Source organism: Bacillus sp. FSL R5-0593, assembly GCF_038603755.1.
GTDB lineage: Bacteria > Bacillota > Bacilli > Bacillales > Bacillaceae > Bacillus > Bacillus velezensis.
Window position 1 is genome coordinate 1,376,370 of record NZ_CP152011.1, and the last position, 17,239, is coordinate 1,393,608.

17 protein-coding genes, 1 pseudogene and 2 riboswitches are annotated in these 17,239 nt (G+C 45.6%); of the genes and pseudogenes, 12 read left to right on the forward strand and 6 right to left on the reverse strand.

All coding sequences use genetic code 11. The features are described 5' to 3' along the window. Positions 1 to 143 precede the first annotated feature (143 nt). Positions 144 to 977, forward strand: coding sequence for an STAS domain-containing protein (locus NYE36_RS07120; RefSeq protein WP_007407221.1), 834 nt, complete (start codon positions 144 to 146; stop codon positions 975 to 977). A gap of 45 nt (positions 978 to 1,022) precedes the next feature. Here the strand turns inward: NYE36_RS07120 and NYE36_RS07125 are convergent, their stop codons facing one another. The 3 genes from NYE36_RS07125 to NYE36_RS07135 are packed head-to-tail and all read right to left on the reverse strand — an operon-like array spanning position 1,023 to position 3,982. After that, on the reverse strand, positions 1,023 to 1,784 hold the full coding sequence (locus tag NYE36_RS07125; protein ID WP_007407220.1) for an energy-coupling factor transporter transmembrane component T: 762 nt from the start codon (positions 1,782 to 1,784) through the stop codon (positions 1,023 to 1,025). After that, complete coding sequence (locus tag NYE36_RS07130) at positions 1,759 to 3,396, reverse strand: ABC transporter ATP-binding protein (protein ID WP_265450902.1); 1,638 nt, start codon at positions 3,394 to 3,396, stop codon at positions 1,759 to 1,761. Before NYE36_RS07130 ends, NYE36_RS07125 begins: the two co-directional genes overlap by 26 nt. Then, positions 3,383 to 3,982: an ECF transporter S component gene (locus NYE36_RS07135; protein ID WP_003154744.1), complete on the reverse strand. Its 600-nt coding sequence runs from the start codon at positions 3,980 to 3,982 to the stop codon at positions 3,383 to 3,385. The genes NYE36_RS07130 and NYE36_RS07135 overlap by 14 nt, the downstream gene beginning before the upstream one ends. Positions 3,983 to 4,161: 179 nt before the next feature. Next, a riboswitch (TPP riboswitch) is annotated at positions 4,162 to 4,274 on the reverse strand. Between the two features lie 148 nt (positions 4,275 to 4,422). On the opposite strand from NYE36_RS07135, the gene NYE36_RS07140 reads away from it, so the two are divergent. The 3 genes from NYE36_RS07140 to mgtE all read left to right on the forward strand — a co-directional run bounded on the left by NYE36_RS07140 (position 4,423) and on the right by mgtE (position 7,781). Further along, positions 4,423 to 5,685 carry a glycoside hydrolase family 18 protein gene (locus NYE36_RS07140; RefSeq protein ID WP_241458155.1) on the forward strand — a complete coding sequence of 421 codons (1,263 nt, stop codon included), beginning with the start codon at positions 4,423 to 4,425 and terminating at the stop codon, positions 5,683 to 5,685. A gap of 88 nt (positions 5,686 to 5,773) precedes the next feature. After that, a complete protein-coding gene (locus tag NYE36_RS07145; protein WP_003154740.1) occupies positions 5,774 to 5,911 on the forward strand; it encodes a transcriptional regulator SplA domain-containing protein in 138 nt (45 codons plus the stop codon). A gap of 114 nt (positions 5,912 to 6,025) precedes the next feature. After that, a riboswitch (M-box (ykoK) riboswitch) is annotated at positions 6,026 to 6,191 on the forward strand. Between the two features lie 234 nt (positions 6,192 to 6,425). Further along, positions 6,426 to 7,781: a magnesium transporter gene (gene mgtE, locus NYE36_RS07150; RefSeq protein ID WP_012117400.1), complete on the forward strand. Its 1,356-nt coding sequence runs from the start codon at positions 6,426 to 6,428 to the stop codon at positions 7,779 to 7,781. 35 nt (positions 7,782 to 7,816) lie between these two features. Here mgtE and tnrA read toward each other — a convergent pair whose 3' ends face one another. After that, positions 7,817 to 8,149 carry a MerR family transcriptional regulator TnrA gene (gene tnrA, locus NYE36_RS07155; protein WP_003154734.1) on the reverse strand — a complete coding sequence of 111 codons (333 nt, stop codon included), beginning with the start codon at positions 8,147 to 8,149 and terminating at the stop codon, positions 7,817 to 7,819. Positions 8,150 to 8,342: 193 nt separating this feature from the next. Between tnrA and NYE36_RS07160 the strand changes: the two genes are divergently transcribed. From NYE36_RS07160 to NYE36_RS07175, 4 genes are all read left to right on the forward strand, one after another. Then, positions 8,343 to 8,498, forward strand: coding sequence for a hypothetical protein (locus NYE36_RS07160; protein WP_003154733.1), 156 nt, complete (start codon positions 8,343 to 8,345; stop codon positions 8,496 to 8,498). An 88-nt stretch (positions 8,499 to 8,586) separates the two neighbouring features. Further along, positions 8,587 to 8,769 carry a Fur-regulated basic protein FbpA gene (locus tag NYE36_RS07165; protein ID WP_003154731.1) on the forward strand — a complete coding sequence of 61 codons (183 nt, stop codon included), beginning with the start codon at positions 8,587 to 8,589 and terminating at the stop codon, positions 8,767 to 8,769. A 142-nt stretch (positions 8,770 to 8,911) separates the two neighbouring features. Then, entirely contained in the window at positions 8,912 to 9,376 is a 465-nt protein-coding gene (locus NYE36_RS07170) for a MarR family transcriptional regulator (RefSeq protein WP_007610911.1), read from the forward strand. Between the two features lie 179 nt (positions 9,377 to 9,555). Further along, a complete protein-coding gene (locus tag NYE36_RS07175) occupies positions 9,556 to 10,110 on the forward strand; it encodes a hypothetical protein (RefSeq protein ID WP_007407215.1) in 555 nt (184 codons plus the stop codon). 9 nt (positions 10,111 to 10,119) lie between these two features. Here the strand turns inward: NYE36_RS07175 and NYE36_RS07180 are convergent, their stop codons facing one another. Then, on the reverse strand, positions 10,120 to 11,955 hold the full coding sequence (locus NYE36_RS07180) for a DNA ligase D (RefSeq protein ID WP_265450903.1): 1,836 nt from the start codon (positions 11,953 to 11,955) through the stop codon (positions 10,120 to 10,122). Between the two features lie 2 nt (positions 11,956 to 11,957). After that, positions 11,958 to 12,839: a Ku protein gene (locus tag NYE36_RS07185; protein ID WP_241458161.1), complete on the reverse strand. Its 882-nt coding sequence runs from the start codon at positions 12,837 to 12,839 to the stop codon at positions 11,958 to 11,960. Positions 12,840 to 13,438: 599 nt separating this feature from the next. On the opposite strand from NYE36_RS07185, the gene NYE36_RS07190 reads away from it, so the two are divergent. From NYE36_RS07190 to NYE36_RS07205, 4 genes and pseudogenes are all read left to right on the forward strand, one after another. Further along, a complete protein-coding gene (locus tag NYE36_RS07190; protein WP_241458162.1) occupies positions 13,439 to 14,008 on the forward strand; it encodes a DedA family protein in 570 nt (189 codons plus the stop codon). Positions 14,009 to 14,138: 130 nt separating this feature from the next. Continuing rightward, a pseudogene (locus NYE36_RS07195) lies at positions 14,139 to 15,036 on the forward strand (TerC family protein). Between the two features lie 276 nt (positions 15,037 to 15,312). Continuing rightward, entirely contained in the window at positions 15,313 to 16,068 is a 756-nt protein-coding gene (gene sigI / locus NYE36_RS07200) for an RNA polymerase sigma factor SigI (RefSeq protein WP_003154719.1), read from the forward strand. Beyond that, positions 16,065 to 17,234: an anti-sigma factor domain-containing protein gene (locus NYE36_RS07205; protein WP_014417566.1), complete on the forward strand. Its 1,170-nt coding sequence runs from the start codon at positions 16,065 to 16,067 to the stop codon at positions 17,232 to 17,234. The genes sigI and NYE36_RS07205 overlap by 4 nt, the downstream gene beginning before the upstream one ends. Positions 17,235 to 17,239: the final 5 nt, after the last annotated feature.

The following is a 17,239-nucleotide window of genomic DNA, read 5'->3' on the forward strand; positions in this document are numbered from 1 at the left end:
GGAAAGAGTCATTTGAAGCATTTTCATAAAAAAGGCGTAATCTATCGCACTAAAAAATTTCAAATAAATGGATAGTTTAACAGCTTTTATTTTCATTCATGATCCGCTGACGGTATAATTGGAAATGGGAAAGGAGAAGAGATATGAAGATAAGTGAAGCATTATACAACTATTTTTCAGAACAAGTGGATCAAATTGCGAAAGAGTGGATCGAAACGATGGAAGATTCGGATCCGAATTCGATTTATTCTTTGACAAATCCCGTCATCACAGAAGAACTGACGGAGCAGGATAAAGAATTTTACCGGCATATTAATAAAATGTATATCATGCCGAAAAAAGAATTTTTAGAAGAGTTCGAGCAGTGGGTGATTGAGCTTGCGAAAGACCAGAAGCATCTGGATACTCCCGTACAGTATGTGGTCCGTGAATTCATGAGAAACCGGAGACTATACATCAGTTATTATGATGCGTTTGCCGATAAACATGAATCTTCGTTTGCACAGGGAGAAAGGAAGAAATGGGAGAATTTAATTGTACAAGTATTTGATTTTACGATTTACACGTTTGTCGATCATGCCGAGCATAACTCAAAAATGCAGCTGAATGCGCAAAGAGAAATGATTTTGGAGTTAAGCTCGCCGGTTATCACGCTGAGCAAACGGACGGCGCTGCTGCCGCTTGTCGGCGATATTGACACGGAGCGCGCCAAATTCATTCTTGAAAATACGCTGAGCACATGTGCAAAACGGCTGATTGAACATCTGTTAATTGACCTGTCGGGTGTAGTGGTTGTCGATACGATGGTGGCGCATCAGATTTTTAAATTAGTTGAGGCGCTGAAATTGATCGGCGTCACGTCCACTTTATCCGGAATCAGGCCGGAAATCGCTCAAACCGCCGTACAGCTCGGCATTAATTTCTCAGATATTACGATCAAGTCCAATCTCGCTCAGGCTCTCAATTATCATCAATAACATACATAACAAAACAGGCTGCCGAATCACTCCGGCGGCCTGTTTTTATACAAACAACAATGAAATGAGCCAGCTTGCGCCGAATAACAGAAGCACGAGCAGGAAAAAGCACCAGTCGGCGCGGCGCACGGTAACAGTTCTGTAAAACGTGCGGTTTCGGCTCCCCGTAAAGCCTTTAGATTCCATCGCGATCGCCGTGCGTTCCGCCTTTCTGATTGCGCCTGCCAATAGCGGAATGGTGAAGCGCCTGAAGGCGGAGAGCTTTCCTTTCAGCCCGGAATCAGACCCCGCGCCCCTGATTCTGTGCGCCTGCCGGATGATCAGGATTTCATCTTTCAGAAGAGGGAGAAACCGGAACCCCGCGATAACGCCGTATGCAAGCTTGGGCGGCAGCTTACACTGCTGAATCAGACTGAGCATGAACAGAATCGGATCGGTTGTGAAAAGAAACATCATCGACAAAGCGGAAAAACATAAAATACGAAACGCGATAGAAATCCCGAGCGCCGCGTTATCACTGTTGACGGCAATCGGCCCGAGCTTAAACAGCAGGTTGCTTCCGGTTGTCGGGACGTTTCCGAATACGGCGGCTGTCCATAAAGAACCGAAGGCCAGAATGACAAACGGAATCGTGAACAGCAGCCATTTTTTCAGCGGCACACGCCCCGCCGAGAGGACGCCTCCCGCAATGATGATATAAAACAAAGCAGGGGTGTACGGATTATAAATAAACGACAGCATAATGACGCATAACAATACAGCCGCCGCCTTTATTGACGGGTTAACAGCCTCCAGCCGCAAGTTCATTTCTCCGCCTCCTGTCGTGTTTCATCCATTCATACCGCAGGGGCAAAGCCAAATGCGCCCGCTCCGCGATTCCGATATGATCAGAAAACAATGAGTCGGGCGTTCCCCGGAATACCAGTTTCGTGCCGCAGAGCACAAGGATCGTGTCGGCATAATCTGAGACGAGTTCCATATCGTGTGTCACCATCAAAACAGCCGTTCCTTCCTTTTGAATCTCACGGAGCATTTGCATACACTCCCGCGCCGTTTTGGCATCCTGTCCGAAAGTCGGTTCATCAAGCATCAAAACGTTCACATTGTGCATAAGCATCGTTGCGACGCTGAGCCGGCGTTTTTGTCCTTGGCTTAAAGAAAACGGATGCTGTGAGGCATGGCGTCTCAGGCCGAATCGGGTTAACAGCTGAAGAGCTTTCTCCTTTGCGGCTCTGCTGCTTTCAAAACCGAACATCAGCTCTTGAATGACGGAATCTGTGACAAACTGGTGTTCAGGATTTTGGAAAACATATCCTATCAGCCGCCGCAGCTCTTTTTCAGAATAGGAATCAATCGGTCTGCCGTCTATTTTGATGTCTCCGCCCAGCGGACGGATGAGCTTGGCCGCGGCAGACAGGAGCGTTGTTTTTCCTGTTCCGTTAGGGCCGGCAATCGCGGTGATTGAACCTTTTTTTACGGAAAAGCTCACATCTTGAAAAATGACGTCTGCCCCTCTTGAGAATGACAGCTCGTGAACGCTCAGCGCGTCTTCTGCCGAAAGCGCGGCGGGCCGGGGTTCGGGCAGAGATGGTACAGGTTCGTGAAACAGCTTTTCTTTACACAATGTAAAAGGAATGCTGACGTGCTCCTGCAATGAGATCACACGCGGAATCGGAATGCCGAGCTGCATCAGCTCTTCAATCTTTGTTTCAAAGATAACGTCCGTCTCTCCGTCCATCACCTTCTGACCCGTTTCGTCAAGGACAATCGTCCTGTCCATCCACGGCGCCCAATGATCAAGCTGATGTTCGATAACGAGAAGGCCGAAGCCTTTTTTTGCTTGAAGATCTTTGATCAGCCGCACTAATTCACGTGCGGAATATGGATCAAGCTGTGCCGTCGGTTCGTCCAAAATAATGAGTTCCGGTTCCATCGCAATGATACAGGCAAGCGCCACTTTTTGTTTTGAACCGCTTGACAGCGAAGCGATCGTTCGCGTTTTCAGATGAGTGATCTCTAATTTTGCCAAAACGTCATCGATGATTGCGTCCATATCTTCTTTTGTATATTGCAAATTTTCCAGGCCGAAGGCGATTTCATCTTCAACCGACAGCATGCAAAACTGCTGGTCCGGATCTTGAAACACGACGCCGATGGATCTGGCGGCGGGCTCTGTCAGATGTGAAAGAGGTGTTCCGTATAAAGAAACGGTTCCCGATTGAACCCCATCGCATGCTTCCGGGTACAGACCGTTTAAACAGAGAGCGAGCGAGCTTTTGCCGCATCCGCTCGGCCCGAGCAATAAAGCCCGCTCTCCTTTCCGGAGCTGAAAGGACACGTTTTGAAGAATCGGCTTTTCATCCTGATCATAAGAAAAGGTAAGACGGCCGGCCGATAGAAGGGGATCAGATGCCTGCATCTTGGTTCACCTGTTTCTTTTTCTTCTTGAATTGTTTTCCGAGCGCCATGCCGTTCAGCACTCCTGTGTAAGCCAGCGCATCACTGATTGCTTTGCCGAGAAGGCCGGCAAGAAGCGCACCTGAGACCAGACGGATGAGAAGCATGACGGCTAATAAACCCGGATTCAATACAGAGTATCCGGAAACGAACAAGTCATAAATGAAGCTTGTCACAGAAGACCCCATACCGGATAAAAGAAGCACGGGCAGGGTATACACCCGCCAGCGTGTCGCTAAAAAGACCGCTTCCGCACCGATTCCCTGTGCGATCCCGATCAGAATCACCATCGGTCCTGACGGATTTCCGAGTAAGCACTCCACAAACGCGGCGATGATTTCAGAAACGAGAGCCGCTCCCGGTTTTTGAATAATGTACGCGGCAATCACCGAGACGATAAACCAGATACCGTAAATCGGTTCATAGCTCATCCGGCCAAAAAATCCTGCCGCTATATTGCTTGCATGAGTTGATACTAAATAAATGACAGCAAATACAACACTGATGACGGACATGACGACAATTTCTCTCATTTTCCAATTTTTCATTGTGATCTCCTGCTTTCTTATCGGATAGTCGTATGTATGAAAGAAATGATTTTACAGGCGGTTCATATTCAGTTTCATATTGCGGTGTCCTCCCCCGTTTTTTAATGAAAAATAAAAAACTGCATATCCGAGGGAATATGCAGCAGCAGAACGAAAACGCATGGGGAAAAACCCTGCGCTCCGGTCAATCTGCACTTCCCCACGCTGGTATTATCCAGATCGGGTTATAAGGGATCAAACACGCCTGCCGCATGTTTTATCTCAGCCGATAACAGCACCCCTAGTGCGTTTCCTATACAGTTTTTTATGATGACATCATCATAGTTGATCATGTCTGATTTGTAAACAGCCTTTCTCCGAACAGAGTTTGGAATCGGACCGGATGATCATTCATAAAGATAAGAAGAGCCCTTTTGATCAAAAGGAAACGGAGGACATCTATGTTTGTTCATACAGTGCAGTCTGGCGACTCGTTATTTTCCATCAGCAGAAAGTACGGATACCCTGTTGACAGCATCAGAGGCGTCAACGGGCTTGAGGAAACGAATATCGTTCCGGGGCAGGCGCTTTTAATCCCTCTTAATGAATATACGGTTCAGCCGAATGATACGTATGCCGTTATCGCAGGTAAGGCTTATGTGCCGCAGATGCAGCTGATGCAGGCAAACCCGGATATTCCGCCGAACCGGCTGCGGGCGGGTATGAAAGTGAAGATCCCTGATATCTCTAACTATCTTGCGGGAACCCTGCAATTTTATGTCATTCGGACGCCTGAAGCGGATAGAGAGCTAATTAATGATTTTGCGCCGTATTCTTCGGCGATTTCTTTGTTTGAATATCATTTTGGCCCGAACGGAGACATCATTAACGATTTAAACGACAGAACCGCAATAGAAACCACATGGCAGAACAGAGTGCGCCCGCTTGCCGTCATTACGAATCTGACAGAAGGGGGATTCAGTCCGGAATTAGCCCATCAAGTGCTGCAAAATCCGACGGCAAGAACGAATCTCGTCAACAATATCGTCTCCTTAACCGTAAGAAAGGGATACGGCGGTGTAAATATCGATTTTGAACGGATCAGAGAAGCTGACAGGGACCTCTTCACAGGATTTCTCCGGCAGTTAAAAACCCGGCTTTCAGAGCATCAGCTCGCGTTAACGATATCGGTTCCGGCGAAAACAAGTGATGCAGTGCCGTGGCTGAGGGGATATGATTACGGCGGAATTGGAGCCGTCGTCGATTATATGTTCATTATGGCGTACGACTGGCACCACGCCGGCAGTGAGCCGGGACCTGTGGCGCCTTTGACAGAGGTCAGGCAAACGATCAATTTTGCCATCAGCAGGGTGCCGAGAAGAAAAGTGATTCTCGGTGTTCCGCTGTACGGGTATGATTGGGTGATTCCGTACCGTCCCGGAACGATCGGATCCGCCATCTCCAATCAGCGCGCCATGGAAACGGCCATGAAGCATCAATCAGTGATCCGTTATTCCCAGCAGGAGCGTTCCCCTTACTTCCGGTATACTGATGAAAATGGAAGAACGCATGAAGTGTGGTTTGAGGATGTGCGGAGCATGAGTGAAAAAATGGTTCTCGTTCGGGAGTTCGGACTGCAGGCGATCGGCGCGTGGCAATTAACGCTCGGTTTCAAACCGGGCCCATGGCTGCTTAGGAACTTTTTCACGATCCGAAAAATATAGCTGCATGTCCCGCTCCGCAAGTAATTTTTTTTCCTATGATAACGGATCTTCTTTTGGACAATCTAAAATTGAACAGGAGGTCTGTCATATGAAGAAAAGGGAAGAGCAGTATATCAACGAGGCTGAGTATGTACCGCATCCGACAAAAGAAGGGGAGTACGCGCTCATGCTGCATGAATCCTATCATTTCCTTTCAGAAGAGGATGAAAGCGATTTGCCGGAATAAGGGCTTTATGCCTTTATTCCTTTATTCCGTTTATTTTATAGGCATGTGCTGAAATCACAAATTTAAGGTTGACACATTCCTTTTTTTTCTGTAATCTCAGTGTGTCAATTCAAATAAGAACTTCGTTAGGTGAGGCTCCTGTATGGAGATACGCTGCTGCCCAAAAATGTCCAAAGACGCCAATGGGTCAACAGGAATCATCGACATAAGGTGATTCTTAACGCAGCTGGATGGCTGTCCTATGCCATACAGTGCTAAAGCTCTACGATTGGAGGCCCCGCACGTTTATTTGCCGTGCTTGTTTTCGCCTTCATATCAGAAGGTTTTTTTTATGCCTCAAAACGTACACGACTGAGCATGATAAGGAGGTGCGGAGTATGGATTCTCCCCATTCGAGTATGTCAGAAGAAGTACCCATATACAGCCAGATAACCAGTGACGACATGATGAGGAGACAAACCGCCGCACTTCCCTTGACGGACGGCGCGTCTCCGTAAAGGAGGTACGAGTCCCGATGGTCCAAAACATGACCTATGACGAACTCATATTACGCATTATCATTTTATTGCGGGACGGAAAAATAAAAGAATTCCGAAACATGATAGATGAGCTTCAGCCCTATGACATGGCATTTTTGTTTAAAGAAATGCCGGAAAAGCACCGGGCCCGCTATCTGTCATATATGACGGTTGATGACATCACCGACATGATCGGAGAGCTGGAGCGGGAATTTCAGCTTGCCGTTTTGCATAAAGTCGGTAAAACGAAAGCCACTCTCGCAATGAATAAAATGGATAACGACGATCTCGCCGCATTGCTGGAAGAGATGGATGAAGAACTGAAAGAACAGCTTTTATCCAGCATGGAGGCTGAGGAATCAAAGGCCGTACAGCTTTTGATGAACTACCCGCAAGAATCGGCGGGCCGGATGATGACGAACCGCTTCGTCTGGATTCCGCAGCATTATACAGTAAAAGATGCGGTCGTGAAGCTGAAAAGCTTTGCAGAAATCGCAGAATCAATAAATTATTTGTACGTGATTAATGACAGCAAGCAGCTTGTCGGAGTGCTCTCTTACAGAGATTTAATTCTTGGCGAGCCTGAGGATAAAGTGCAGGATCTCATGTTTACACGTGTCATCTCGGCCGGGGTGCTCCAAGACCAGGAAGAAGTCGCCCGGCTGATCCAGCGGTATGACTTTTTAGCCATTCCGATCGTGGAAGAAAATCATGTGCTTGTCGGTATTGTCACTGTCGATGATATTATTGACGTCGTGATTAAAGAAGCCGATGAAGATTACGAAAAATTCGCAGCCTCCGGTAAGGCGATTACATTTGATACGAAAGCGTACGTTGCGGCGTACCGCCGTTTGCCGTGGCTCATTCTGCTTTTGTTTATCGGATTGATTTCCGGAAGCATTCTGAATTATTTTGAAGATACATTGCAAAAAGTCGTCGCCCTCGCGTTTTTCATGCCGATGATCGCGGGAACGACGGGTAATACAGGCACACAGTCACTCGCCGTCGTCATCAGAGGACTGGCTAAAGAAGAAATGAATAAAAAAACCATCTTTAAACTGATTTTCCGTGAATTAAGAACCGGTATCTATATCGGCATCGTCTGTGCGATCGCGATTACGATTGTCGCAACCGTCTGGCAGAAAGACTTAACGCTCGGTTTTGTCGTCGGTTCATCGCTGCTTGCAACGTTGATTATCGGTACGATGGCCGGAACGATCGTCCCTATTATTCTTCATAAATTGAACATTGACCCGGCGATTGCATCAGGTCCGCTGATTACGACGCTGAACGATATTTTGTCCTTATTAATTTATTTCGGCATTGCAACTGCATTTCTTCATGCTTTATAAAAAAAGTCCGTCTCACAGGAGGCGGACTTTTTTGATCAGCGGTTTTTATACTTAAAATGAGCATTAAGCTGGCCTTCCAGCATTTTTTTGCGGAGCTGCGGGTCGTTTTTGAGAGCCTGTTCTTTTTTTCGCATGTCTTTTAAAATCTCAGCCGTCTGCACGCCGTCTTCCCGCTTGTTGGCAATATCCATCAGCCGCTCAACGTCCGCGAAGGAATACTTTCTCGTTCCCCGTGATGAACGCTGCGGGTAGATTAATTTCCGTTCTTCATAGTATCTGATCTGTCTGACTGACAATCCGGTTAATTCGCTTACAATGCCGATCGAGATTACTTTTTTATCTTTGTAAGATTGTTCGTCTGTCGTCATTTTTCCACCCCTGGATGTCTTTTACTCATATTATATAAGAAAAAAAGAGAAAAAACCTGACGCTTGTCAGGTTTTCTGACGCGGAATAGAAAATTTTAGAAAAAAAGCGGCAGAAAAATTGACAAGGTTAATGCATGGTCCTGTGCCCCGTTTTATGCTTACTATACAGACACAATGAGGAGGAAGGATAGGAATGGAGAAAGAAAAAGCGGTTTCGCTGGCAAAAGAAATCATTGAATTAGATATGAAACGCGATGAAATGCTGGAGGCGTTCATGCAGCTTGCCGGGGAACACGCTTTTCCGCTGCTCAGAGCCGTCCAGAACGGACTTTACCGAAAAACATCATAATCTACAGAAGTTTTACAATGGCTTTATACGTCTTTGATATAAAAGCGTTATTCTGATCATAGAATAACGGAAAACAAAGGAGGCCGCCATGAGTCGTTTGCTTCAAAATGCATTGGACAAAGAGAGAAACCATTATTCCAAAAAGCTTCTGCAGATCGGAGTCTATACGAAAGAAATACTCAATTCCATGACAATTACGGAGCTGAGAAAGGAATACGCGTATTTTTTTCGGAACATTCCCTATAAAGAACGGAACCCTTATACAAATTAAATGATGTATAAGGGTATTTTTTTATATAAAAAAGAAGGAATTCTGAAAAACGGCACGAATAGAATATAAAACAAAGATCGACTCTTATGAATTGTAAGGGTTTACATTATTTTTTTATAAAAATCTTAAATACGGGGTAGATATGATGAGATTATCATTTAACGAAGAAGAAGTGATGCGTTCGATGAATTTGTACAAAGTTTTTGCAAGGGCTTTCAAGAGTGTGTCTGAACACAGCATCCGCGACAGTAAAGAACACGGTTTTAATCCGACTGAATTTGCCGTTTTGGAGCTGCTCTATACGAGAGGACCGCAAAAGCTTCAGCAAATCGGGTCGCGTCTTTTGCTTGTCAGCGGGAATGTCACCTATGTCATCGACAAGCTTGAAAGAAACGGGTTTTTGGTCAGAGAACAAGACCCTAAGGACAAACGGTCTGTTTACGCCCATTTAACTGATAAAGGAAACGAGTATTTGGATAAAATTTATCCGATTCATTCATTGAGAATTGCGAGAGCGTTTTCAGGACTTATGCCTGAGGAACAGGAACAGCTGATAGCCTTACTGAAAAAAGCGGGAATTCACAGCCAGCATTTGCTTTTCCGTTAAAAGAAAGCGGATACAGACACTCTTCTTCACGAAGAGTGTTTTTTTTCTGTTCCGGACAGTAGAGCCGGAAGCGGTTTTTGCATAAGCTGATACAGGTCGGCATCATTATTTACCAATCATAATGTGACATGCCCCATGCCAAAATATGAGGGTGCTTTGAATATAAAGAAGGTGAACATGTGAGAAGCTGTCTGCTGTCTATATGGTACTTACTTGATCCGCTTTATTTCTTCTTTACCCGGCTGACGCTGATTGATAAACGGCAATCGAATGTATTCCGCGTCCGTTTGACTAGATATAAAGGAAAAGAAGTCATCCTGAGCGACGGAACCAGAATTAAAAAAAACGACGTGTTAGTTAAGATTCATCTTCATAATGTCAAACTCCTGAAAGAGCTGCAGCCTATTGAAAGCGCGGTCAGAAGGGGGATTATGCTATATCAGAAGGTATATCAATCCATGCCTCATTTAGCGGATTATATTAACCAGCATAAACGGAAAGACGAGATTAAGGGAGTCGTCGGCATTACAATGCTTCATAAAGGAGCTGCGAGACTCGGTTTTGATGTGATAAAACCGTCCAGCGGCTGCTACAGGCTGTTTAAGAAAGCGGCCCATATTCCGATTTTATACTTTACTGCAAAACAGCTCACCCTCAAAAACATTCCTTACTCCTGCTATTTATTTATTTCCAAAGAAAAATTGATGTGCACGTATCAGACTGAAAAGAGCTGACAAAAAGCGTCAGCTCTTTCTCTTGATTTGCTCAAGCACGATTGAAAGCGGGCCGTCCTGCGGATTCCGGTAAAAATCATAAAACGGATCTCCCTCTGTCCTGACGCGGTTCACTACTGTATCGATCGTATAATCATCAGGTGTTAAAGAGGAGTTGACTTCACTCCAATAAAGGGGAGCCGCAACCGTTCCCAATTCGTTGCCCCGGGTCGAATAGGGGGCGATAATGGTTTTCCCTTCGGCATGCTGCAAGTAATCTAGGTAGAGCCTGCCGTTTCGGTTTTTGATAAACCGCTCTGTCGTAAAAAGATCCGGCCGCGTCCTGACGCAATAATCGGCGATGAGCATTGTGAACGCACGGGTTTCTTCATAGGTGAATGCTTCCGGTGAAAGCGGGATGTAGAGCTGAATGCCTTTATTTCCGGAGAGCTTCGGGAATGACGTAATGCTGAATGAGTCAAACAGCTGTTTCAGCACATGCGCAGCCTCTACTGCCATAGGAAAATCATTCCTTGACGGAGGATCAAGATCAATGACGATTTCTGCGGGCCTTTCAGAATGCACTGTCTGAAACGGAACGTGAAATTCAAGCGCCAGCTGATTGGCCAGCCATAGAAGTGATGGTATGCTGCTGCATACGATGTGCTCGTGGCTCCCGTCAAACACGCTTGAGACAAAGTCCGGCGTGTAGTCCGGTTTGTTTTTTTGAAAAAAAGATTCGCCAGGCGCGCCGTGCGGATAACGGATCACCGTGACGGCCCGATCTTTAAGAAAGGGCATAAGAAAATCGCTCATTTTCACCATATAACTAAGGAAATCTGCTTTCGTTTTTTCACGTTTTTTAAAAACAATCTTATCCAGGCTTGTGAACTGCAGCTTCGGCGGCAGCGTTTTAGAGTGAAGGATAAGCTGCTGATACGTGCATTCCGTCCAATCCATTTCAAACTGAAAAGACACAAAAGATACTTCACGCAGCGTGTCCTGCAATATGGTTAAATACTGAACGGTCATGCAGATAGAAGGCTCAAGTGTATACTCGCCGCTGTTTTGTTTTTTTCCGTGGGTCTCCATAATGGTTCTGACGGCGTTTTTTTCTTCCGCCTGCATGCCGTGGGAAACGGAAGCGATCGGGACGGCGGTGCCGTCTTTTAAAACAGAGGCCGTTACATACCCGTTCTTCGGATTAAACCCGGTTAATAGCACATGTGCCGTTTTCATATGTTTATACTTTTGCCAGTCGGGAGAGCGTTTATTTTCCGCCCAGCCGCTGGAAGCCCTTTTTGCTACGATACCTTCTCCGTCATGGCGGACGACCTTGTCCCAAAGCGCATCAGAGTCAGTGTGTTCCGGAATGTATTGAATCGCTTCTTCCGCTAAGTGATGAGGGCAGGCGGGAAGATTTGCTTCTTTAAGCAGTTTGGAAAGGGCGCGTTTCCGTTTCACATACGGTAATGAGACGGTGCCGGCGCCTTCCAGAACGAGGAGATCAAATGCCAGAAAGCGGCACGGCCGTCTATCAGCGGTGCTTTCAATTGCTTCCGTCCGTTTTAAACGTCCGCGGATTTGAAGATGCTCAAAGTCCGCTCTGTACGGATTGATTAAATAGACAAGCTCTCCGTCAAGCGTAATGGGGAACCTGTCTTTCATGTGCTGAAAACACCGGGCCGCAAAAGCCGTGATTTCCGGAAATTGATTCGTCAGCGTCTGTCCGTTTCTGCTGGTTAATGTAACGCCGCTTTCGTCTATGCGGAGAAGACAGCGGAATCCGTCATACTTTACCTCATAGCGCCACTCACTGCCTTCAGGCGGTACAGAGGTCAAAATCGGCTGCATCGTCAGCACCATGATTAAGACGTTCCGGCTTTTTGTCTGGTCGTTTTCTGCTTTTTGCCTCCGCCGCCTGCTGACGTGGCGTCTTTTGTCCGCGCCGGTGCAGCCTGTTCGCGATCTGGCCGCTTCGTCCGGTCAATGCTTGCCTGAAGCGCGCTGACAAGATCAATGACATCTTCGCGCGGGCCGGCAGCAGCCGGTGTCACGCCGGCTTCTTCATGTTCGAGCTTATCGTTAATTTTAGCGAGAAGGGCTTTCCGGTATGTGTCTTCGTATTGTTCCGGGTCAAACTCGGTTGTCAGCTCATTAATTAACGTAATCGCCGTCTGCAGCTCTTTTTCATTAACGGCTGTCTGCTCGGGAACGCCCGGCACATGTCCGGCATTTCTGACTTCATCCGGATAATGAATGGATTCCATCACGATGCAGTTGTCATACACGCGAAGAATCGCAAGCTGCTGTTTAGAGCGGATCGTAATGGAGGCAATCCCGATTTTACCCGTCGTCCTCAGCGCTTCCCGCAGAAGTGTATAGGCTTTTGTGCCGTTATCTCCCGGCCCAACATAATATGACCGGTTAAAATAAATCGGATCAATTTCCTGCAGCTGGACAAAGTCAACAATCTCAACCGCTTTTTCTTCATGTTCCTGTTTTACGTCTTTCAAGTCTTCGTCTGTCATAATGACGTATTTCCCTTTTACATACTCATAGCCTTTCACGATTTCATCAGGCTCCAGACTTTTTTCACATCCGGTGCAGATTTTTTCGTATTTAATCGGCGCATGGTCTTCTTTATGAAGACTGCGGAATTTTATATCTTTATCTTCAGTGGCCGCAAAGAGCTTGACCGGGATATTGACGAGGCCGAAACTGATCGAACCCTTCCACATCGTGTGCATGAATAAAAACTCCTTTTTGTCTTTATTGTGGATAAACGGGTCCGTTCCATGTGTAGCAACTTATGGGTGTTGCGGCGCTTCATGGAGCGGCTGTTCCATTTCCTCAGGCGGAAATGGTCGGCTGAAAAGCAAATGAATTCTTTATTTACAATCAGTGAATCGGTAAGTTCTTTAAAGCGCTGAAGTCCCTGAAAATTATCAGTGGTAATCAAAAAGATTATACAAAATCATTCCCCGGGAAATGCCCACGCATTCCCATGTGGTGACTGAGAAAATTTCCAGCTCCCATATGAACTGAATCCGCGGTCAGCCGCCGCTTACTTTTCCGGAGATCTTAAGTGATGTAAACGCCGCCAGACAAGCAATCAGGAGACAGGCGGGACGTTGTATTGCGCATGTCATTCCCTCCCGCTATACCGATCTGAAACGACTCACATTTATAACGGGCATGTCTAAAAGATATTTCAGCCTCAAGGTTTTGTGTTAAAATCATTCTTAAGTTTCGGAATATAGACGTAAGCCGGGAGTGATAGATCATCGAAGATTTCATCATATCAATAATAGAGGCGTTTAAAAGCTTATCTTACGCCGGGATTTTTTTGGCGCTCAGTATAGAATTCATCCCGGCGGAAATTGTTCTTCCGCTAGCGGGCTATTGGGTCTCAAAAGGGGATATGACACTTGCCGGGACCGTGTTTGCCGGTTCGCTCGGCGGTGTTTCAGGTCCGCTTGTCTTATATGGAATCGGCAGGCTGGGCGGTCGGCCGTTTTTGCTGAAATATGGAAAGTATATATGGATAAAACCCGAATCCCTGCAGAAATCAGATGATTTCTTTCAGAAGCACGGAGGTTTGGTCGCGTTCAGCGGCCGTTTTATACCTGGGGTCAGGACGCTGATTTCTTTGCCGTGCGGCATTGCGAAGATGAATGTCTGGGTGTTCTCTCTATATACATATGCAGCGATGCTGCCGATTACATTTGCTTACGTATACCTCGGAATGAAACTCGGGGAAAGTTGGAAAAGCGTCGGTTCCATTCTCGATCAATATATGCTGCCGCTCGGTATATTCATTGTGTTGCTTCTCATTCTTTGGATGTTTTTAAAGAGAAGAAAACAGCGGGCCAAAACAGAAAAAATTTCTCAATTTGTTAAAAAAGTTAAGCGTTGACAAATGATGAAACAGGCTTTATCATGAGCGTATAAACAAATATTTCTTGAAATCCCAAAGGGGAGTAGCGTCCGGATATTCCGGAAACAAAGTCGTCAATTCATGGATCATATCCATCGGCTTTGTTGGCATGCCAATCATTCATGTCTAGCAAGACCTTTGCCTTATATCGGCAAAGGTCTTTTTTGCGTAAAAAACCGCCGGTATAAGCTCGGATGATAGAAAAAAGAAACGGAGGGAATGGATTGGACTTTGCATTATTATTGGAGTATGGATGGGTTCTTCTCGTTTTAATCGGGCTGGAAGGGATTTTAGCGGCGGATAACGCGCTGGTGATGGCTGTGATGGTGAAGCATCTTCCTGAAAAACAAAGGAAGAAGGCTTTATTTTACGGATTGGCGGGCGCATTTATTTTGCGTTTCGGGTCGCTGTTCGCCATTTCTTTTCTGGTGAATGTTTGGCAGGTCCAGGCCGTCGGCGCTTTATATCTGTTTTACATTGCGGTCAGCCATTTGCTGAAGCGGTATGTATTTAAAGATAACGCCGGTCAGAAAATGCAGAAAGAAAGCGGGTTTTGGCAGACTGTCTTGAAAGTGGAGCTCGCGGACATCGCTTTTGCCGTTGACTCCATTTTAGCGGCGGTCGCGCTTGCCGTAACGCTCCCGGGAACTCAGCTTCCTGCCATCGGCGGCTTGGACGGCGGTCAGTTTCTCGTTATTTTAGCAGGCGGCGTAATCGGTTTAATCATTATGCGTTTTGCGGCATCAATGTTCGTATCCTTACTGAAAACCAGGCCGGGCCTTGAAACGGCGGCATTTGTGATTGTCGGATGGGTAGGCGTGAAGCTCGCTCTTTATACATTGGCTCATGAGGAACTTGGTATAATTCCGGCAGATGTCATCCATTCGGCGGCCTGGAAAATCATTTTCTGGGCGGTTCTGGCTGCCATTGCGGTTTGCGGATGGTTTATGTCAGGAGCAAAACAAATAGAGTCTGGCGCGGAATCGGAAAAAAGAGAACACGCGTAAAATGATCAAAAAGGGAGTCTGGCTTTTTAAAAAGCAGGTTCCCTTTTTTGTTTGAAACGCTTACATTTAAGACATATGATAACAATTTTATAACAGCATTGTTACAAAAAACACAGAGAAAACCCCCTTAATTCTGCATGGGGGCACGAAATCATGTATAGTACGTCTTATTGGCTTGTCATAATTGAGACAAATGAAATCGATTTCTCTTTTTCTTCCTTTGCGAATCCCTACTAAATTAGCTATGATTATGAGTAGTTATAGGGAGGAACTGAGGTGAAACCAGTGCTTAGCCTTTTGTTTAAATTGGGAAAAAAGAAGCAAACGCTTGAAACATCTGTTGAAAAAATACAAAAAGGCGACAAAGATCTGCAGAACGATTTAATACAGCAATATAAGCCTTTTATCGCGAAGACGGTTTCATCCGTTTGTAAACGATATATAGATGAAAAAGACGACGAATTCAGCATCGGGCTGATCGCGTTTAACGAAGCCATTGAAAAATATTCGGCTGAAAAAGGTAATTCGCTGCTTGCATTTGCAGAGCTGATTATAAAAAGAAAAGTGATAGACTATATCAGAAAAGAAGCAAGAACCGCTCAGCATATCAATATGGATGTGCAGGAAGGCGACGACCAGGAATCTTCGCAGAGCCTTATCGAAGCGGAGCTTTCCATTGATGAATACCGCAAACAGATAGAACAGGAACAGCGCCGGGAAGAAATTCTTTTTTTTCAGAAGCAGCTGAAAGAATACGGCCTGTCTTTTAAAGAGCTGCTGGAACAATCGCCGAAGCATACAGATGCGAGGCAGAATGCGATTAAGGTAGCCTACACGCTTGTTGAAAATGAAGAGCTGGCGTCCATTTTGCACCAGAAAAAACAGCTTCCTGTCAAGCAGCTGGAGCAGCTCGTGTCGGTCAGCAGAAAAACGATCGAACGGAACCGAAAATATATCATCGCCATGAGTATTATTATTACCGGTGATTATATTTATTTAAAAGATTATCTTAAAGGGGTGTTGCACTCATGAGAAGAGGGATCATAGTAGAGAAAAATAAAAAATTCGTCACGTTGCTAACCCCTGACGGACAATTTTTAAAAACAAAAAATGATCACCGCACTTGTGAAATCGGAGAGGAAATTACGTTCGAAGGCGAAACGCGTATGGGAAGAAGGGCCAGCTTTTTTGATTTTCTGAAACTGCGCCCTTTTAAATTGGGAGTGTTTACGATGACTGCTATTATTTTGTTTATTTTAATTTTGCTCCCGGTTTTTTCTGATAACAAAGCTTACGCGTATATGACGCTTGACATTAATCCCAGCATTGAAATGGCTTTAAACAGCAAATATGAAGTCATTGAACTGACACCGCTGAACCATGACGCCAAACAGGTCATCAGTGACATCGGAGATTGGAAAAGCAGCGATTTTAAGGAAGTCATCAGTAATATTATTACCGATTGCAGCAAGCATGGATATGTAAAGGAATCAAAAGAGATTTTAATTTCCACGGTTTATGAAAATACAGATGACAATACATATAAAAAAGGCGTTAAAAAACAGCTGGCCGACATGACTGAAAAATATAAGGGCACCTACCAGGTCCAATCGCTTGAATCTGATATGGAAACAAGAGAAAAAGCAAAACAGGAAGGGATGTCAACAGGCAGCTACATAAGAAGAAACGAAAAGAAAACAGAAGAAAAACAGCCTGAAAAGCAAACCGACGGCAATGAAACAGATCAAAAAGATACCGAAACAGACGCTGATCAAAGCGAGCAGCCGGACACAGACAAGCCGGCGGCTGATGAAAAGACAGCTCCTGATGAAGAAAAGGCAGCAGAGAAGCCGGGAAACAATGAAACAACGCCCGGTACGGAAGAAGCGAAGCCGGACAGTCAGGACGGCAATCAGCAAACCGAAAAAAATGCAGCTTCCGGATCAGAGGAAAACACACAGAAGGAACAAGATGGGGAAACAGAGCAGCCCCCAACACAAAATCCTCAGGAAAACGGAAATGACAAAGAGCCTAAGCAAAAGTATTACAATCATTACTGGAATCATGATCGCAATGAACATTGGGAATCCTATCGGCATCATGAAGATTCATCAGACCGAAGGAATCCGAACGGCTACCGGCACGGAAAGGAGAATGCCGATAAATATCAAAATTCGCCGAGAAGTCCCGGCGAATAAGCTGC

Excerpts from the sequence above, each read along its gene's own strand:
- NYE36_RS07120 (WP_007407221.1), top strand. The coding sequence starts at position 144 with ATGAAGATAAGTGAAGCATTATACAACTATTTTTCAGAACAAGTGGAT.
- NYE36_RS07125 (WP_007407220.1), bottom strand. The coding sequence starts at position 1,784 with ATGAACTTGCGGCTGGAGGCTGTTAACCCGTCAATAAAGGCGGCGGCT.
- NYE36_RS07130 (WP_265450902.1), bottom strand. The coding sequence starts at position 3,396 with ATGCAGGCATCTGATCCCCTTCTATCGGCCGGCCGTCTTACCTTTTCT.
- NYE36_RS07135 (WP_003154744.1), bottom strand. The coding sequence starts at position 3,982 with ATGAAAAATTGGAAAATGAGAGAAATTGTCGTCATGTCCGTCATCAGT.
- NYE36_RS07140 (WP_241458155.1), top strand. The coding sequence starts at position 4,423 with ATGTTTGTTCATACAGTGCAGTCTGGCGACTCGTTATTTTCCATCAGC.
- NYE36_RS07145 (WP_003154740.1), top strand. The coding sequence starts at position 5,774 with ATGAAGAAAAGGGAAGAGCAGTATATCAACGAGGCTGAGTATGTACCG.
- mgtE (WP_012117400.1), top strand. The coding sequence starts at position 6,426 with ATGGTCCAAAACATGACCTATGACGAACTCATATTACGCATTATCATT.
- tnrA (WP_003154734.1), bottom strand. The coding sequence starts at position 8,149 with ATGACGACAGACGAACAATCTTACAAAGATAAAAAAGTAATCTCGATC.
- NYE36_RS07160 (WP_003154733.1), top strand. The coding sequence starts at position 8,343 with ATGGAGAAAGAAAAAGCGGTTTCGCTGGCAAAAGAAATCATTGAATTA.
- NYE36_RS07165 (WP_003154731.1), top strand. The coding sequence starts at position 8,587 with ATGAGTCGTTTGCTTCAAAATGCATTGGACAAAGAGAGAAACCATTAT.
- NYE36_RS07170 (WP_007610911.1), top strand. The coding sequence starts at position 8,912 with ATGATGAGATTATCATTTAACGAAGAAGAAGTGATGCGTTCGATGAAT.
- NYE36_RS07180 (WP_265450903.1), bottom strand. The coding sequence starts at position 11,955 with ATGGTGCTGACGATGCAGCCGATTTTGACCTCTGTACCGCCTGAAGGC.
- NYE36_RS07185 (WP_241458161.1), bottom strand. The coding sequence starts at position 12,839 with ATGCACACGATGTGGAAGGGTTCGATCAGTTTCGGCCTCGTCAATATC.
- NYE36_RS07205 (WP_014417566.1), top strand. The coding sequence starts at position 16,065 with ATGAGAAGAGGGATCATAGTAGAGAAAAATAAAAAATTCGTCACGTTG.